A 14,332-nucleotide genomic window follows, 5' to 3' on the forward strand; every position below is an offset into this window, starting at 1 on the left:
ACCATCGATTGAGGGGAATTTCCTCAGGTGAAGACCAGAAAAACGACAGCGGTGGTTGCCACGGCTGTGGTCCTGATGCTGGGCGCCTCCGCGTGCAGCGGCTCCAAGGACGACAACGGCGGCGGCGGCGACAAGGGCGGCTCCGGCACCACTGACGCCGCGCTGACCTCGATCGTCAACAAGTCGGACAAGAAGGGCGGGACGCTCAAGCTCGAACTGTCCGACGAGCCCGACTCCCTCGACCCCGGCAACACGTACTACGGCTGGGTGCAGAACTTCTCCCGCCTGTACGGCCGTTCGCTCACGTCGTTCAAGCCGGCCGCGGGCAAGGACGGCCTGGAGGTCGTCCCGGACCTCGCCGAGAGCCTCGGCAAGGCGAGCGCGGACGCGAAGACCTGGACGTACAAGATCAAGAAGGGGCTGAAGTACGAAGACGGCTCCGTGATCACCTCGAAGGACGTCAAGTACGCCGTCGAGCGCTCCAACTTCGCGCCGGAGGCCATGTCCAACGGCCCGACGTACTTCAAGTCCCACCTCATCGGCGGCGACAAGTACAAGGGCCCGTACAAGGACAAGAACCCGGACGGCATCGCCTCCATCGAGACGCCGGACGACAACACGATCATCTTCAAGCTGAAGGACGCCTTCGCGGACTTCGACTACCTGGCGACCTTCACGCAGACGGCCCCCGTGCCGGCCGCGAAGGACACCGGCGCCGACTACGTGAAGCACATCATGTCCTCGGGCCCGTACAAGTTCGAGTCCTACGAGGAGGGCCGCAGCGCGACCCTCGTGCGCAACCCGAACTGGGACCCGAAGACCGACTCGCTGCGCCCGGCCCTGCCGGACAAGGTGACGATCCGGTTCAAGGTCAAGCAGGAGACGGTCGACAACAACCTGCTCGCCGACAACATCACCGCTGACGCCGCCGGTACCGGCGTCGCCCCGGCGACCCAGCCGAAGGTCCTGACCAAGGCTGATCTGAAGAAGCAGACCGACAACCCGTACGCGGGCGCCACCTCGTACATCGGTCTCAACGTCAACGTGAAGCCGTTCGACAACATCCACTGCCGCAAGGCCGTGCAGTGGGGCATCGACAAGGCGTCGGTCCAGGCCGCCCAGGGCGGCGACCCCAAGGGTGACGTCGCGACGACGCTGCTGCCGCCGACGGTCAACGGCTACTCGAAGTTCGACCTGTACGAGTCCGCCGGCCACAAGGGCGACGAGGCCAAGGCCAAGGACGAGCTGAAGCAGTGCGGCAAGCCGAACGGCTTCGACACCAAGATCTCGGCCCGCTCCGACCGCCCCGCCGAGATGTCCATGGTCACCGCGGTGCAGGCCTCGCTCAAGAAGATCGGCGTCAACGCCGAGATCAAGGCCTTCCCGACCGGTAAGTACTTCTCGAACTTCGCGGGCAACCCGAGCTACGTGCACGCGAACAAGCTCGGCATGATCATGAGCGCCTGGGGTGCCGACTGGCCGACCGGCTTCGGCTTCCTGGACCAGATCATCAACGGCGCGTCCATCAAGCCGTCCGGTGGCAACAACGTTCAGGAACTGAACGACCCGAAGATCAACAAGCTGCTCAACGAGGGCATCGCCAACACCGACACCGCCGCCCGTGAGAAGGCGTGGGGCGACGTCGACAAGGCCGTGGCCGAAGGTGCGACCGCAGTGCCGCTGATCTACCGCAAGAACCTGCTGCTCCGGCCGAAGTCCGCGACGAACGTCACGGTCACCCAGGCCTACCTCGGCATCTACGACTACGTGCTGATGGGTTCCGCCAAGTAGGAACGGCCCCGCTCCCCGGGCCGCGCACGCGGCCCGGGGAGCGGGCCCCCGGGCCCGAGAATTGTCCTGAAAGGCAGGTGAAGGCACGGTGTCCGACCGGACGGGTTCCCCCCGGCAGACAGTTACCGGCGCCGGATAGCTGTGGCTGCGTACATCATTCGACGCGTCTTCGGCGCGGTGCTGCTGCTGTTGATCGTCAGCGCAGTCACCTTCGCGATCTTCTTCCTCGTCCCCCGGATCGCCGGGCAGACGATGGACCAACTGGCAGCCCAGTACGTGGGCAAGGACGCCAACCCGCAGTCCATCCTCGCGGTCAAGCAGAATCTCGGCCTCGACCAGCCGCTTTACATCCAGTACTGGCACTTCATCAAGCAGCTCTTCGTCGGCGCCGACTTCCAGTTCGGCCCCGAGGCCACGCACTGCGGCGTGCCGTGCTTCGGCTACTCGTTCAAGCGACACGTCGAGGTGTGGCCCGAGCTGACCGCACGCATTCCGGTCACGTTCTCCCTGGCGATCGGCGCCGCGGTGATCTGGCTGATCAGCGGTGTGGCGATCGGTGTCGTCTCCGCGCTCAAGCGGGGTTCGATCCTCGACCGCTTCTTCATGGCCATCGCGCTCGCCGGTGTCTCCCTGCCGATCTTCTTCACCGGCATGCTCGCGCTCGGTGTGTTCACCGTGCAGTGGCCGGTCTGGGAAGGCGGCGTCAACTATGTGCCGTTCACGGACAACCCGCTGGACTGGGCGTGGAACCTGCTGATCCCGTGGTGCTCGCTGGCCTTCCTCTACTCCGCGCTCTACGCCCGCATCACCAGAGCCGGGATGCTGGAGACGATGGGCGAGGACTACATCCGAACGGCCCGTGCCAAGGGTCTCCGGGAGAGCCAGGTCATCGGCAAGCACGGTCTGCGGGCCGCGCTCACCCCCATCGTCACCATCTTCGGCATGGACTTCGGCCTGCTGGTCGGTGGCGCGGTCATCACCGAGACCGTGTTCTCCTTCCCCGGACTCGGCCAGTTCGCCATCAAGAGCGTGCAGGAGAGCGACCTGCCCATCGTGATGGGCGTGACGCTCGTCGCGGCCTTCTTCATCGTCATCTGCAATCTGCTGGTGGACCTGGTGTACGCCGCCATCGACCCCAGGGTGAGGTACTCGTGACCGAGCTTTCCAAGGCACAGACCGCGGCGGCCGACGAGCCCGCCGCCGCGCGCGCCGGCGGCGACGAGGCCTTCCTCTCCGTACGGGACCTGCGCATCCACTTCAAGACCGACGACGGGCTGGTCAAGTCCGTCGACGGCGTCAGCTTCGACGTGAAGCCCGGACAGACCCTCGGCATCGTGGGCGAGTCCGGCTCCGGGAAGTCCGTCACCTCGCTCGGCGTGATGGGCCTGCACCGCACGGCCCCCAACGCCCGTATCTCGGGCGAGGTCTGGCTGGACGGCGAGGAGCTGATCGGCGCCTCCGACGCCCGGGTGCGCGAGCTGCGCGGCCGCAAGATGGCGATGATCTTCCAGGACCCGCTCTCCGCGATGCACCCGTACTTCAAGGTCGGCGCGCAGATCGTGGAGGCCTACCGGATCCACAACAAGGTCAACAGGAAGACCGCCCGCACCCGGGCCATCGAGATGCTCGACCGGGTCGGCATCCCCGAGCCGCACAAGCGGGTCGACGCCTACGCGCACGAGTTCTCCGGCGGTATGCGCCAGCGCGCCATGATCGCGATGGCGCTGGTCAACAACCCGGAACTGCTCATCGCCGACGAGCCGACCACCGCTCTGGACGTCACCGTCCAGGCGCAGATCCTGGACCTGATCCGGGACCTGCAGAAGGAGTTCGGCTCCGCCGTCATCATGATCACGCACGACCTCGGGGTCGTCGCCGAGATGGCCGACGAACTCCTGGTGATGTACGGCGGCCGCTGCATCGAGCGCGGGCCGGCGGAGAAGGTCTTCTACGAGGCCCAGCACCCGTACACCTGGGGCCTGCTCACCTCGATGCCGCGCATCGACCGTGAGCAGACCGAGCGGCTGATCCCCGTCAAGGGCCAGCCGCCGTCGCTGATCAACGTCCCGAGCGGCTGCGCCTTCAACCCGCGCTGCCCGTACGCGGACATCCCCAAGGACGACCTCACCCGCATGACGCGTCCCGAGCTGCAACAGGTCGGCGACGGGCACTTCTCCGCCTGTCACATGTCGCCGGAGGAGCGGACCCGGATCTGGACCGACGAGATTGCGCCGAAGCTGTGAGCGAGGCGAGTGATGTGAGCGACGTGAGCGAGAAGAAGGATCCCCCGGTGCCGGAGAAGGACGTGACGATCCCGGAGCAGGCCACCGCCTCGCGCGAGCCGCTGCTCAGGGTCGAGGGCCTGGCCAAGCACTTCCCGATCCGCAAGGGACTGCTCGGCCGGCAGAGCGCCGCGGTCAAGGCCGTCGACGGCATCGACTTCGAGGTGTACCCGGGGGAGACCCTGGGCGTCGTCGGCGAGTCCGGCTGCGGCAAGTCGACGATGGGCCGGCTGATCACCCGGCTGATCGAACCGAGCGCCGGAAAGGTCGAGTTCGACGGCCGCGACATCACGCACCTGTCCATGGGCAAGATGCGGCCGATGCGGCGCGACGTCCAGATGATCTTCCAGGACCCGTACTCCTCGCTGAACCCGCGGCACACGATCGGCACGATCGTCAGCGCGCCGTTCAGGCTCCAGGGCGTCGAGCCCGAGGGCGGTCTCAAGAGCCACGTCCAGGAGCTGCTGCAGCTGGTCGGGCTCAGCCCCGAGCACTACAACCGCTATCCGCACGAGTTCTCCGGCGGTCAGCGCCAGCGCATCGGCATCGCCCGCGCGCTCGCCCTGCGCCCCAAGCTCGTGGTGGCCGACGAACCGGTCTCCGCGCTGGACGTGTCGATCCAGGCGCAGGTGGTCAACCTGCTGGACGACCTCCAGGACGAGCTCGGGCTCACGTACGTGATCATCGCGCACGACCTCTCGGTCATCCGCCATGTGTCGGACCGGATCGCGGTCATGTACCTGGGCAAGATCGTCGAGCTGGCGGACCGCAAGTCGCTGTACTCGGCGCCGATGCACCCGTACACCAAGGCCCTGATGTCCGCGGTGCCGGTGCCGGACCCCCGGCGGCGCGGGGTGAAGAGCGAACGCATCCTGCTCACGGGCGATGTGCCCTCGCCGATCTCGCCGCCCAGCGGCTGCCGGTTCCACACCCGGTGCTGGAAGGCGACGGAGATCTGCAAGACGCAGGAACCGCCGCTGATCGCGCTGAAGACCGGCCACCAGGTCGCCTGCCACCACCCGGAGAACGCACCGGACCAGGCGCCCGGACAGCCGGTTCTGGCCGAGGCGCGGGAAGCGGTCGCGCTGATCACGAAGGCGGAGCCGGAAAGCCCCGCCGAGGAGCCGTCCGAGGCCCCCGCCACCCCCGCCGAGGCCGCGGAGGACAGCCCCAAGGAGTAGTACCGGCACAATTGCCCGGTGCTCAACGAACTGTTCACGCCCTCCGTCCAGCATGCGCTCGACATCGTCGGGATCTTCGTCTTCGCGATCTCCGGCGCTCTGCTCGCCGTACGCAAGAACTTCGATGTCTTCGGCATCGCGGTACTCGCCGAGGTCACCGCGCTGGGCGGAGGGCTGTTCCGTGACCTGATCATCGGAGCCGTGCCACCGGCCGCCTTCACGGATCTCGGCTACTTCACCACGCCGCTGCTCGCCGCCGGTCTGGTCTTCTTCCTGCATCCGCACGTCGAGCGGATCCAGGTCGGCGTCAACGTCTTCGACGCGGCCGGGCTCGGGCTCTTCTGCGTCACCGGGACGGTCAAGGCGTACGACTACGGCCTCGGCCTGACCGCGTCGGCGGCGCTCGGGCTGGCCACCGCGGTCGGCGGCGGTGTGCTGCGGGACGTACTCGCCAACGAGGTGCCCTCACTGCTGCGCTGGGACCGCGACCTGTACGCGGTGCCCGCGATCGTCGGGGCCGTGATGATCGTGCTCTGCATCCGCTTCGACGCGCTCAACGCCTTCACCAGCGGGGCCGCGGTGATCACGGCGTTCGTGCTGCGGCTGCTGGCGCTGCGCTACCACTGGCGGGCGCCGCGCGCCTACAACAGGCGCTCGGCGACGGCGGAGGAGGGGTAGCGCCGCCGGCCCTCAGCGTCTCACCGAGCCATCTCACCGAGTCATCACCGAGTCATCTCACCGAGCGAGAAAAGCTACCGCTCAGTAATAGGATCGGTGTACCGTGCGTTCCATGGCACAGGCAGCAACGCAGGCGGCAGAGACCGCGCAGGCGACCATCGGTGACAGCGAGTTCGACCGGGACACCGCGGTCACCCTCCGCGAGGAAGGCGTCTACGACGCCGAGCTCTCCGCCGGCTGGACGATCATCCAAGCCGTCAACGGCGGCTACCTGCTCGCGATGCTCGGCCGCGCACTCGGCCAGGCGCTCCCGCACCCGGACCCCTTCTCGGTCTCCGCGCACTACCTCACCGCGTCCGTCCCGGGCCCCGCGGTGATCCGCACCCAGGTCGTCCGGACCGGGCGCACCCTCTCCACCGGCGAGGCCTCCCTCTTCCAGTACGCGCAGGACGGCGCCGAGGTCGAGCGCATCAGGGTCCTCGCCACCTACGGCGACCTGGACGGCCTGACGGGCGACATCCGCACGTCGGCGAAGCCGCCCGCCATCCCGCCCCGTGAACACTGCCTGGGTCCGGGTGACGGCCCGGCCCCGATCCCCGGCAGCTCCGCCATCACCGAGCGGCTCGACATCAGGCTCGACCCGGCGACGATCGGCTGGGCCGTGGGGCAGCCGTCCGGCAAGGGCGAGATGCGCGGCTGGTTCGGGCTCGCGGACGGCCGCGACGCCGACCCGCTCTCGCTGCTGCTCACCGTCGACGCCCTGCCGCCGACCTCGTTCGAGCTGGGGCTCAAGGGCTGGACCCCGACCATCGAACTCACCACCCACATCCGCTGCCGCCCGGCCCCCGGACCGCTCCGCGTCTCCATCACCACCCGCAACCTCGCGGGCGGCTTCCTGGAGGAGGACGCGGACGTCTGGGACAGCGCGGACCGGCTGGTCGCGCAGTCCCGCCAGCTCGCCAGGGCGCCGCGCGGCTGACGCCCCGCGAAGGCCGGAACCGGGGGATGCTGGTGCGGTGAAGTCCGACCGGTTGCTCTCGATCCTGCTGCTGCTCCAGACCCGCGGCCCGGTCCCCGCGCCCGAGCTCGCCGAGCGCCTCGACGTCTCCGTGCGCACCATCTACCGGGACGTCGAGGCGCTCTCCGCGTCCGGCGTACCCGTCTACGCGGAACGCGGCAGGCACGGCGGGATCGCCCTGCTGCCCGGGTTCCGCACCGATGTCACCGGGCTGACCGCCGACGAGGCGCGCGCCCTGTTCGTACTGGCGGCGGACGGCGCCCACGCGGCGCTCGGGCTCGACACGGCCATCGGTTCCGCGCTGCGCAAGGTGATGGCGGCGCTGCCCGCCCCGCACCGGCCCGCCGCCGAGCTGACCAGCCGCCGGATCCTCGTCGACCCGGTGCGCTGGATGAGCGGCCCGCGCGCCGCCGTCGACATCGCCGAGCTGCACGACGCCGTGTTCACCGACCGGCGGCTGCGGCTGGACTACCGGCACAGCGGTACGCGGACCGAGCGCGCCTACACCGTCGATCCGTACGGCCTGGTGGTGAAGGCGGGCGTCTGGTACCTGGTCGCCGACCGCGACGGCGAGCCCCGGCTCTTCCGCGCGGACCGGGTGCGGCGGGCCGTCCTCACCGCGGAAACGGTGGTGCGCAGGCCGGGGGTGGAGCTGGCGCGGGTGTGGGAGCTGCTGCGCCGCCAGGTCGAGGAACGGCAGGGCGGCGTGATCCTGCGGGTCCGGGTGCACCGCTCGCGGCTGGATCTCTTCCTGCGGCTGAACGCAGGGGTGCTCACCGGGGAGCCGCGGCCCGAGGAGCGGGACGGCGAGTGGCTGCGGGCCGAACTGGCCGTGGAATCGGTGGAGTGGGCGCGCTCCCTGCTCTCCTTCGGCCCGAACGTCGAGGTCCTCGCACCGCCCGCGGCGCGCTCCGTGGTCGCCGCGCACGCGGCCGCGGTCATGGCGCTGTACGGGGATCCGGACCCGGGCCGGTCCGCGGGAAGCGGGTGAGCGCCGCGGTCGGCCCGGCCGGACCTCCCGGGCGGAGCTGTGGAACGTACGGTCCAGGACCCGGTCGTCGGCGTTCATGGGCGCTGGCGCAGGGGCCGCCCGGGGTCAGGGGCGTCGTCCAGCCAGTGCCGCCGGCCGAGTGTGACCAGGCGCAGCCGGCGCCGGGCGACCTCGGCCACCGTCCGCCCGCCGTCCGGACCCGCGTCCAGCATCGCCGACGCGGTGATCACCATGTGGTCGACGTAGAGGCCGCCCAGCATCAGCAGATCCTCCTCGCTCCAGCCCCGCGACTCCGGCTCCCCTGCCAGCGCCGCCGCCACCTCCTGGGCGAACAGCCGGAGCTGGGCGGAGATGGCCTCGCGGACCGGGCCGACCCCGCCGTGCTGCTCACGGGCGATGAACCGGAAGTGGGCGGGCTGCTCGCGGACATGGCGCGTTATCAGGCCGACGCCGCGGTCCAGCCGGACCTCGCTGTCGCCGGTCTCGGCGAGGATCGCGCCGATCATTCCGTGCAGGCTGCCCAGCGTCTGCTCGACGAGAGCCACCCCGAGCCCGGCGATGTCGTCGAAGTGCCGGTAGAAGGCCGTGGGCGCGACACCGGCGGCGCGGGTCACCTCGCGCAGTCCCAGGCTGCTCAGGCTCTGGTGCTCCAGCAGTCCGAGAGCGGCGTCCAGCAGCGCCTGACGCGTCTTCAGCTTCTGGGTCTGGCGGATGCCGGCGGTGTGACTCATGCCATTCAGTAAACAACTGTTCTCCGGGGTGGGGAAGGGATGCCGGGTCTAGACTGACAAGTCAGTGAACACTCGTACTCTCAATTATGGAAAGGCCGGCCATGCTCGTCCTCGTCGTCGCCCTGCTCCTGCTGGGGATCGTGCTGGGAGCGGCGGCCCAGATCCCGCTGCCGCTGACTCTCGTCCTCGGCGCCCTGATCGGCTGCTGGCTGCTGGTCTTCGCCGTGCGCGAGCGGACGGGCACGCAGCGCCGGTCCCGGTGACGGGCGCAGCGCTCCGCCGTCCGTTCGCCCCTACCGCATCCGTCCCCTGAGGAGTCCGCACCATGACACTCACCACACTCACCCGCCGCTCCGGAACGACGGACGCCACCGGGCCGGGCGCCCCGGCCGGCGCACCTCGGGACCGTACCCGGCGCCGCGCCGCGCCCGGCGCCGTCCGGTCCACCAGGGACGCCGACGCCCTCGCCGTCGCCTCGTTCGTACTCGGTCTCGTCGGTCTGCTGGTGATGAACATCCTGCTGGGTCCGGCGGCCGTCGTCCTGGCGGTCATCGCCCTGGCCCGCTCCACCGCCCGCCGCGGCCGCGCCCTGCTGGGACTCGCACTCGGCATCGCCGACCTGGTGGTCCTGGCCTTCCTCGTCACCGGAAACGGCGTCGTCGCCTGGAACTTCGGCGGCTGACAGAGCGCGATTCCCGCCGCTCTCCCCACCGGATCGGGCTCCGGACCGGGGCGGGCGAGACGCACCTTCCGCGGTGCGCGGGCACCGGGACGCCATGCGCCCGCCGTACGCCCCGCCGCAGGCTCGTAGAATCGAGCCCACCATGGCTTACCTCGACCACGCCGCGACCACGCCGATGCTCCCGGAAGCGATCGCGGCGATGACCGCCCAGCTCGCCGTCACCGGCAACGCGTCCTCCCTGCACGCCGCCGGGCGCCGGGCCCGCCGTACCGTCGAGGAGTCCAGAGAGACCCTCGCCGACGCCCTCGGCGCCCGCCCCAGCGAGGTGGTCCTCACCTCCGGCGGCACCGAATCGGACAACCTCGCGGTGAAGGGCCTGTACTGGGCCCGCCGCGACGCCGACCCCCGCCGCACCCGGGTGCTGGCCAGTCCGGTCGAGCACCACGCGGTGCTCGACGCCGTGGACTGGCTCGCCGAGCACGAGGGCGCGACCGTCGAGTACCTCCCCGTGGACCGGTACGGGCGTGTCCACCCGGACGTGCTGCGCGAGGCGCTGGTCCGTAATCCCGACGATGTCGCGATGATCACCGTGATGTGGGCCAACAACGAGATCGGCACCGTCATGCCGGTCCGGGAACTGGCCTCCGTCGCCCGCGAGTTCGACGTGCCCATGCATGCCGACGCGGTGCAGGCCTTCGGGCAGCTGGAAGTCGACTTCGCCCGCTCCGGACTGGCCGCGATGACCGTCAGCGCGCACAAGATCGGCGGCCCGTTCGGCGTCGGCGCGCTGCTGCTCGGCCGTGAGTACACCCCCGTTCCCGTGCTGCACGGCGGCGGTCAGGAGCGCCATGTGCGCTCCGGCACCCTCGATGTGCCCGGCGTCGCGGCGTTCGCCGTCGCGGGACGGCTCGCCGCCGACGGGCGCGAGGACTTCGCGCGCGAGATCGGCGGCCTCCGCGACGAACTGGCCGCGGCCGTGCTGGCGCAGGTCCCGGACGCCCTCCTCGGCGGCGATCCGGCCCCCGGCGGCCGGCTCCCGGCGAACGCGCACTTCACGTTCCCCGGCTGCGAGGGCGACTCGCTCCTGCTGCTGCTGGACGCCCAGGGCATCGAGTGCTCGACCGGCTCCGCCTGCACGGCCGGGATCGCCCAGCCCAGTCACGTCCTGCTCGCCACCGGTACCGACCCGGACCTGGCGCGCGGCACCCTGCGCTTCTCGCTCGGCCACACCACGACCAAGCAGGACATCGACGACGTGGTGCGGGCGATCGGCCCGGCGGTCGAGCGCGCCCGGACGGCCGGGCTCAGCTAGGGCCTTTCGTCTGGACCCCGCGAGCCCAGCATGATCCAGACGAGAGGCCCTGGATCTCGCGTCCGTGCCGGGACCCGACCGTCAGGGACTCGGTCGCTCCGGTGTCCGGCGCCGATCCGCCGGACAGCCAGTGGCCGACCAGGTCGGCGTAGAGGGCGGACGACCGCAGGAGCTCCTCGTGGGTTCCGGTCGCGGTGCTCGCCCCGTCCATCACCAGGATCCGCCGGGCGCGCAGGGCCGAGCTGATGCGGTGCGCCACGATGACGAGTGTCGTGCCCCGGGCCACGAACGCCTCCTCCGCCTTCGCCTCCGCCGTGGGGTCGAGATGGCACCCGGCCTCGTCGAGCACCACGATCGAGGCCGGAGAGGCGTAGGCACGTGCCAGGGCGATCAGCTGCTTCTCGCCGGAGGACAGTTCCGGACCGTTCAGGCCCACGGGACCGTCCATGCCGCCGAGGCGCTCGGCCAGTTCCGTGGCGCCGACCGCGGCCAGCGCGGCCGCCAGCCGGCCGTCGGTGGCCGCCGGGCACAGATACCGCAGGTTGTCGCGGAGCGTACCGGTGAACACGTACGCCTCCTGGGGTATCAGCACGACTTCGCGGCGAAGCCACCGCGTGTCAACCTCGTGCACGGGTACCCCGCCGATGCACAGGCGGCCGCTGCCCGGACCGGCCAGCCCCGCGATCAGGAGGGTCAGGGTCGATTTGCCGACACCGCTGGGTCCCACGACCACCAGATGCGTGCCCGCGGTGACATCGAGGGACAGTTCGCTGATCACGGGGACGGCGTGAGGGCCGTAGGCATACGTCAGCCGGTCCGCCGTGAGGTCCGCCGACGCCGGGGTACGGCCGGACGCGCGATCGGCGGGGCCGATCGCCGTAGCGGTCTCCGCCAGCCGGCGCAGTACCGTGTCCAGCTCCACACCCCAGGAGCCGAGCACAGCGACCAGCGAGCGCAGTGCGGGAGCGATTCCGCTGAGCAAGTAGCTCGCCGCGCCCAGGAGTTCGCCCACGGTCAGGGCGCCGCTCCGGAGCAGCCGGGGGGCGGTGAGCAGCAGCGCGAGCATGGGTAGCTGGCAACCCACCGAGACCAGCAGCGTGTTGCCCGCCGACGTCCGTTCGGTGGCGCGGGTCGCCATTTGGTGCTCGGTGATCCGTGCCGTGACGGAGGCCGCCGCACGGTCGCGCGCACCGCACGCCAGCACGTCGCGGATCCCGTCGAACGTCTCGCCCGCGGCCGCGGCCAGGCGCTCCTCGGCCAGGAGCTCGGTACGCTGCCGCAGGGCGAGCCTCCGCAGCCGCGGCACGCACAGGACGAGCGTGAGCAGGACCGGCGGGAAGGCGATCGCCGCCACCGGGGCGGACAGCGCGGCGAGCCCGATGAAGGCCATGGCCAGCGAGATCCCGAACTGCCGTGCCGACCGCAGCAGTGCGGAGACCAGGGAGCGCGCGGATTCGACCTGGCCGGTCATGCGTGACACCCCGGCACCCGCGCCGCCCCCGGCCCCGCGGACGGCCCGGTCGATGGAACCGGCGACCACGGTGGTGACCAGCTCGTCACGCAGGGGTTCGACGAGCCGGCCCAGATGCAGGGTGAGGGTGCGTGTCACAGCTGCCCGGATCACCATCGTGATACCCAGCAGGCCCAGCCAGCCGAGGCCCACCGCCGGTCGTCCCGCGAGGAACCCGCGGTCCAGGGCGGTTGCGACGAGGAGGCCGGAGAGCAGTGCCGGCAGCGCTTCGAGCAGGGACCAGGCCGCCACCGCGGTGGCCGTGGACCGGTGCCGCACCAGGTATCCGCCGAGCATGCGCCAGCCGGGAGCGGCGGGCGGGCCGGGCGGGGTGGTCCCGGCGTCCGAGCCGGGAGCGGCGGGCGGGGCTTGCGGGGTGTGGGTCACGAGTCCTCCTCCACGGGTCGGGCGGTCGCGCCGAACAGGTCCCGGTAACCGGGCAGCGCCCACAGCTCCCGGTGCGGGCCCATGGCGCGGATCCGTCCGCCGTCCAGCCACGCCACCAGGTCGGCACGGGCCGCCGTGGACACCCGGTGTGCGATCACGATGCGGGTCCGGTCGGACCAGGCGGTGGCGAGCGCCGCGTCGACCTGGGCCTCCGTCGCCGTGTCCAGGCTGGACGTGGCATCGTCCAGGACCACGACCGCGGGATCATGGACCAGTGCGCGCGCCAGCCCCAGCCGCTGGACCTCGCCACCTGACAGGGGCGCCCCGGACAGGGGCGTGTCGTATCCCGCCGGCAGTCGGCGTACGAAGTCGTCGGCCCGCGCGGCCCGCGCGGCGGCGGTCACCTCGCTGTCGGACGCGGTGGGACGGGCGAAGGCGATCATGCCGCGTACCGTCTCGCCGAGCAGTGCGGGGCGCTCGAACGCGTAACCGACCGCGGAACGCAGTGCGTCCGGGGTGAACCGGGTCACCGGAACGCCGTCGATGAGTACGTCGCCCTCATCCGGGTCCCGCAGCCGTCCGACCAGCGCGGCCAGTGTGCTCTTGCCGGAGCCGGACCTGCCGACCACGGCCAGTGCCGTGCCCGCGGTGATGCCGAGATCGACCGAGTCGAGGACGGTCCGGTCGCCCGACCGGACGGTGACGCCCCGGAAGTCCACCGTCCGGCTGTGGGACCCGGGGCCGGAGAAGCCGGTTCCGGCGGTGGCCACCGGCTGATCGGTGACCTCGATGACCCGACGGGCCCCCGCGGTCGCCATGCCGAGGGCGAAGAGAGCGTCGAGCTGGTCGAGCATGGCCATCGCGACAGCGGTGTAACCGACCACCGCTGTCAGCTGCCCCGCGGTGATGTCACCGCCGACCAGCGCGTAGCCCCCGACGCTCAGGATCAGCACCTCCACCGCGGGGAGCAGCAGCCCGACCTGCCAGCCAGTGTCGCGCTGCAACCGCCACAGGCGGAGCCCGGTGGCGGACAGGCCGGGGAGCGGCGCGAGTACCCGGGACATCTCACGGTCGGTGGTGCCTGCGGCACCGATGGTCCGGGCGCCACCGATCGCTTCGAGCAGCAGGGCGGAGATCCTTCCCTGCGCCTCCTGGTAACGGGTGAAGAGTTCGGAGCTGCGGCGCATGAACAGGCGGGCCGTCAGGACCACCGGGGGCACCCCGAGCAGGAAGGCCGCCCCGAGCCGCCAGTCGATGATCCACAGGGCGACCAGACCGCCGAGCGAGGTCAGGACGGACGCCGAGGCGGTCACCACGGTCAGTCCGGCCCGTCCGGCCTGCGCGCAGTTGCCCGACAGCCGGCTGGTGAGGTCCCCCGAGGGGAACCGCTGCCCGCCCGGCAGCCCGGCGTCGAGAGCGGCGCCGGCCAGATTCCGGCGCAGCGCGGCGACGGCGTCCGCGCCGTAGAAACCCCCGGCCAGTGTCTGCACGGCGGAGGCAGGCACCAGGACGGCCACCACCAGAGCGAACCAGTACACGGGCGCGGCGGCGACCCTGCCGTCGATGACCGAGTCGAGCGCGGCGGCCAGCACTCCGGGAAGCGCCAGTGTGCCGGCGGCACCGGTGACGGCCGCGGCACTCGCGGACACGAACCAGCCGCGGGAGTACGACGTGGCGTCGATCAGCAGCCGTTGGGGGGACGTCATGGTTTCCTCCGCGAGGTGGCACCGGTGGGACGGCCGACGGCCCCACGGACGGACGGCCGTCCC

General features: G+C 71.1%; 13 protein-coding genes. 10 read left to right on the forward strand and 3 right to left on the reverse strand.

The annotated features are described in order from the left end of the window. Window positions 1-75 precede the first annotated feature (75 nt). From AB0I52_RS25720 to AB0I52_RS25750, 7 genes are all read left to right on the forward strand, one after another. On the forward strand, window positions 76-1,791 hold the full coding sequence (locus AB0I52_RS25720) for an ABC transporter substrate-binding protein (protein ID WP_363076422.1): 1,716 nt from the start codon (window positions 76-78) through the stop codon (window positions 1,789-1,791). A 141-nt stretch (window positions 1,792-1,932) separates the two neighbouring features. Continuing rightward, the gene (locus tag AB0I52_RS25725) at window positions 1,933-2,946 is read left to right on the forward strand and encodes an ABC transporter permease (RefSeq protein ID WP_363076349.1); all 1,014 of its coding nucleotides are present in this window, start codon (window positions 1,933-1,935) and stop codon (window positions 2,944-2,946) included. Further along, window positions 2,943-4,034, forward strand: a complete 1,092-nt coding sequence (locus AB0I52_RS25730) for an ABC transporter ATP-binding protein (protein WP_363076351.1) — start codon at window positions 2,943-2,945, stop codon at window positions 4,032-4,034. The genes AB0I52_RS25725 and AB0I52_RS25730 overlap by 4 nt, the downstream gene beginning before the upstream one ends. Window positions 4,035-4,081: 47 nt before the next feature. Continuing rightward, the gene (locus AB0I52_RS25735) at window positions 4,082-5,254 is read left to right on the forward strand and encodes a dipeptide ABC transporter ATP-binding protein (protein WP_363076424.1); all 1,173 of its coding nucleotides are present in this window, start codon (window positions 4,082-4,084) and stop codon (window positions 5,252-5,254) included. A gap of 18 nt (window positions 5,255-5,272) precedes the next feature. Next, a complete protein-coding gene (locus AB0I52_RS25740) occupies window positions 5,273-5,932 on the forward strand; it encodes a trimeric intracellular cation channel family protein (RefSeq protein ID WP_363076353.1) in 660 nt (219 codons plus the stop codon). Window positions 5,933-6,044: 112 nt separating this feature from the next. Next, on the forward strand, window positions 6,045-6,911 hold the full coding sequence (locus AB0I52_RS25745; RefSeq protein ID WP_363076355.1) for a thioesterase family protein: 867 nt from the start codon (window positions 6,045-6,047) through the stop codon (window positions 6,909-6,911). 37 nt (window positions 6,912-6,948) lie between these two features. Continuing rightward, window positions 6,949-7,941: a WYL domain-containing protein gene (locus AB0I52_RS25750; protein WP_363076357.1), complete on the forward strand. Its 993-nt coding sequence runs from the start codon at window positions 6,949-6,951 to the stop codon at window positions 7,939-7,941. A gap of 74 nt (window positions 7,942-8,015) precedes the next feature. Here the strand turns inward: AB0I52_RS25750 and AB0I52_RS25755 are convergent, their stop codons facing one another. After that, window positions 8,016-8,672: a TetR family transcriptional regulator gene (locus AB0I52_RS25755; protein WP_363076359.1), complete on the reverse strand. Its 657-nt coding sequence runs from the start codon at window positions 8,670-8,672 to the stop codon at window positions 8,016-8,018. Between the two features lie 86 nt (window positions 8,673-8,758). On the opposite strand from AB0I52_RS25755, the gene AB0I52_RS25760 reads away from it, so the two are divergent. The 3 genes from AB0I52_RS25760 to AB0I52_RS25770 all read left to right on the forward strand — a co-directional run bounded on the left by AB0I52_RS25760 (window position 8,759) and on the right by AB0I52_RS25770 (window position 10,666). After that, window positions 8,759-8,935, forward strand: a complete 177-nt coding sequence (locus tag AB0I52_RS25760; RefSeq protein ID WP_363076432.1) for a hypothetical protein — start codon at window positions 8,759-8,761, stop codon at window positions 8,933-8,935. 62 nt (window positions 8,936-8,997) lie between these two features. Further along, window positions 8,998-9,354: a DUF4190 domain-containing protein gene (locus AB0I52_RS25765; protein ID WP_363076361.1), complete on the forward strand. Its 357-nt coding sequence runs from the start codon at window positions 8,998-9,000 to the stop codon at window positions 9,352-9,354. 142 nt (window positions 9,355-9,496) lie between these two features. Beyond that, entirely contained in the window at window positions 9,497-10,666 is a 1,170-nt protein-coding gene (locus tag AB0I52_RS25770) for a cysteine desulfurase family protein (RefSeq protein ID WP_363076363.1), read from the forward strand. On the opposite strand, the gene AB0I52_RS25775 is transcribed toward AB0I52_RS25770, so the two are convergent. Continuing rightward, complete coding sequence (locus AB0I52_RS25775) at window positions 10,659-12,563, reverse strand: ABC transporter ATP-binding protein (RefSeq protein ID WP_363076365.1); 1,905 nt, start codon at window positions 12,561-12,563, stop codon at window positions 10,659-10,661. The two genes, AB0I52_RS25770 and AB0I52_RS25775, sit on opposite strands and share 8 nt — an antisense overlap. After that, on the reverse strand, window positions 12,560-14,269 hold the full coding sequence (locus AB0I52_RS25780) for an ABC transporter ATP-binding protein (RefSeq protein ID WP_363076367.1): 1,710 nt from the start codon (window positions 14,267-14,269) through the stop codon (window positions 12,560-12,562). Before AB0I52_RS25780 ends, AB0I52_RS25775 begins: the two co-directional genes overlap by 4 nt. Window positions 14,270-14,332 lie beyond the last annotated feature (63 nt).

The sequence above is a fragment of the Streptomyces sp. NPDC050423 genome (assembly GCF_040655445.1).
GTDB lineage: Bacteria > Actinomycetota > Actinomycetes > Streptomycetales > Streptomycetaceae > Streptomyces.

Coding starts and splice junctions, on each gene's coding strand:
- AB0I52_RS25720 (WP_363076422.1), top strand. CDS start 76: ATGCTGGGCGCCTCCGCGTGCAGCGGCTCCAAGGACGACAACGGCGGC.
- AB0I52_RS25745 (WP_363076355.1), top strand. CDS start 6,045: ATGGCACAGGCAGCAACGCAGGCGGCAGAGACCGCGCAGGCGACCATC.
- AB0I52_RS25755 (WP_363076359.1), bottom strand. CDS start 8,672: ATGAGTCACACCGCCGGCATCCGCCAGACCCAGAAGCTGAAGACGCGT.
- AB0I52_RS25760 (WP_363076432.1), top strand. CDS start 8,759: ATGGAAAGGCCGGCCATGCTCGTCCTCGTCGTCGCCCTGCTCCTGCTG.
- AB0I52_RS25765 (WP_363076361.1), top strand. CDS start 8,998: ATGACACTCACCACACTCACCCGCCGCTCCGGAACGACGGACGCCACC.
- AB0I52_RS25770 (WP_363076363.1), top strand. CDS start 9,497: ATGGCTTACCTCGACCACGCCGCGACCACGCCGATGCTCCCGGAAGCG.
- AB0I52_RS25780 (WP_363076367.1), bottom strand. CDS start 14,269: ATGACGTCCCCCCAACGGCTGCTGATCGACGCCACGTCGTACTCCCGC.